Here is a 2,344-nt window from a genome sequence, read left to right on the forward strand (position 1 = left end):
GAGCAATGTACAGGTTAAATAGGAATCGTTAAAATTGAGCTATGCCGAGTGGTAAGAAAAGAAAAAGACATAAGGTAGCTACTCACAAGCGGAAAAAACGCAGTAGAGCGAACCGACACAAGAAAAAGTAGTCATAGTACTACTTTTTCTTTTTGAAACACGTTCATTGACATAGAATTTCCTTTTAAGGAGATTCGACGGGTTTACGATACAACCTGTAACAACTATTGTTTAATCAATTCACCTTGTGGACAAGGTGAATCTAAATTTAATCAGGTGAATAGAGAATTAATCGTAAGATCCGATTCTAATTCCGTCGATTTTGCCTTGCTTAAGGATGGAAAACTGATTGAACTTCACCGGGATGAAAACGAACACAATTTTAATGTGGGCGACGTCCTTCTGGCTAAAATTCGCAAGCCGGTTACCGGCCTGAATGCAGCTTTTGTGAATGTGGGGTATGAGAAAGATGCCTTTTTACACTATCACGACCTGGGCCCTCAGCTCAACAGCATGTTGAAGTTCATCAAAGGAGTGCGATCCGGAAGGATTAAAGATTACGCGCTCAAAGACTTTCCATTCGAAAAAGAAATCGATAAAAATGGCAGCATCAAAGATGTTGTCAAACCGAATCAGGCGCTGCTTGTTCAAATCGTTAAAGAGCCCATTTCAACCAAAGGTCCGCGTATCAGTTCTGAACTGTCAATAGCGGGCAGGTTTTTGGTGATGGTCCCCTTTTCAGACCGGGTTTCCGTTTCACAAAAGATCGGGAGTTCCCAGGAAAAGGACCGGCTCAAAAGACTCGTTCAGAGTATTAAACCCAAAGGTTTTGGGGTTATTATCAGAACGGTCGCCGAAGGCAAGAAAGTAGCAGAATTAGATAAGGATCTCGAAAATCTGATGTCCAAGTGGATATCGATGTGCAAAAAATTACGTAACGCGAACACCCCTTCAAAAGTGTTGGTGGAGTTAAACCGAGCCTCTTCCATCTTAAGAGACGTCTTTAACGACTCTTTTACCGGAATTCATGTGGACGATGAAACGCTTTACAATCAGATCACAGATTACCTGCATGAAATAGCCCCTGAAAAAGAATCCATTGTCAAGTTGTATACGGCAAATGTTCCGATTTTTGAGAAATTCGGAATAGAACGCCAGATTAAGACTTCATTCGGGCGGACAGCCTCTATGAGCAGAGGAGCCTACCTGATCATCGAACATACAGAAGCATTGCATGTTATCGATGTGAACAGCGGGAATCGCTCTAACAAAGCGAAAAACCAGGAAGATACTGCCCTCGAAGTCAATATACTGGCAGCTTCAGAAATCGCCAGGCAATTACGGCTGAGAGACATGGGAGGGATTATCGTCATTGATTTTATCGACATGGTGCGCCCGGAACATCGGAAGAAATTATTCAACCACCTCCGGGACGAAATGAAGGATGATCGCGCGAAGCACAAAATCCTGCCTCCAAGCAAGTTCGGACTTGTTCAGATTACCCGGCAACGGGTACGTCCTGAAGTCAACATTAAAACGACCGAAGCAGATCCGAGTGGACAGGGACAGGAAGTGGAAGCTCCAATCGTACTTATTGAAAAAATAAACGATAAACTGGAGCGACTTCTAAAAGCAAGTGGCAAAGACAAGCCGATAACGCTTAATGCGCACCCTTTTATTGCGGCTTATCTGACCAAAGGTTTTCCATCCATACGCTCCAAATGGTTTCTGGAGTATAAGAAGTGGATAAAAATCATGCCGAGGGATGCCTACACCTATCTTGAATATCAGTTTACAGACCGGGAAGGCAACCCGATAGAATCTTGAAAAACAGCCTCCGTAAGGGGGCTGTTTTTTTTTGTCTGTACCCCTGATGAGGTGTAGCCATTCATTGTCCTGTATTGTTTATTTTTACTGGACTAATCCTCAGTCATGCCATCAATGCGCCTCGGGTACTCCCTGTTCTTAACGCTTCTTTGCCTGGCCTGCTCCACAGAGCAGAACCCTTCTCCGGATCGTTTCGAAACTATCCTTGGTGGCAGTCCCCGGATTCCAGGTACAAAAGCTTATTTGAACAGCCCTTTTGTCACCGCTGGAGACCGTGCCTATATGGTGGGGCACCAGGATGGAAGCTTTCCTGAATTGGGTTGGCACATCAAAGGTGAAATGGGTGGGATCTGGAACCATCCCATTAAACTGATGGTTGGTTTTCAGGCCGTTCTGATCGAAAACGACCGTCGTCTTCCGCTTGAAAAAGCATCTGCCTTTGTCAACTTCCCGATGGCCAACAAGCACCAGTATACCCTGGAAGGTGAAGACCTGCAGGTCAACCGGTGGCAGTTTG

The 2,344-nt window shown here is 44.8% G+C and carries 1 protein-coding gene and 1 pseudogene; both read left to right on the forward strand.

Annotation, left to right across the window (positions count from 1 at the left end; translation table 11 throughout):
• The first annotated feature begins 276 nt into the window (after window positions 1-276).
• Window positions 277-1,827 (forward strand): Rne/Rng family ribonuclease, encoded by a 1,551-nt coding sequence (locus tag WBV75_RS02770; protein WP_424119132.1) that lies wholly within the window; start codon window positions 277-279, stop codon window positions 1,825-1,827.
• A 105-nt stretch (window positions 1,828-1,932) separates the two neighbouring features.
• Window positions 1,933-2,344 (forward strand): annotated as a pseudogene (locus tag WBV75_RS02775) (glycogen debranching protein); the annotation flags it as partial.

Source organism: Robiginitalea sp., assembly GCF_049588695.1.
GTDB lineage: Bacteria > Bacteroidota > Bacteroidia > Flavobacteriales > Flavobacteriaceae > Robiginitalea.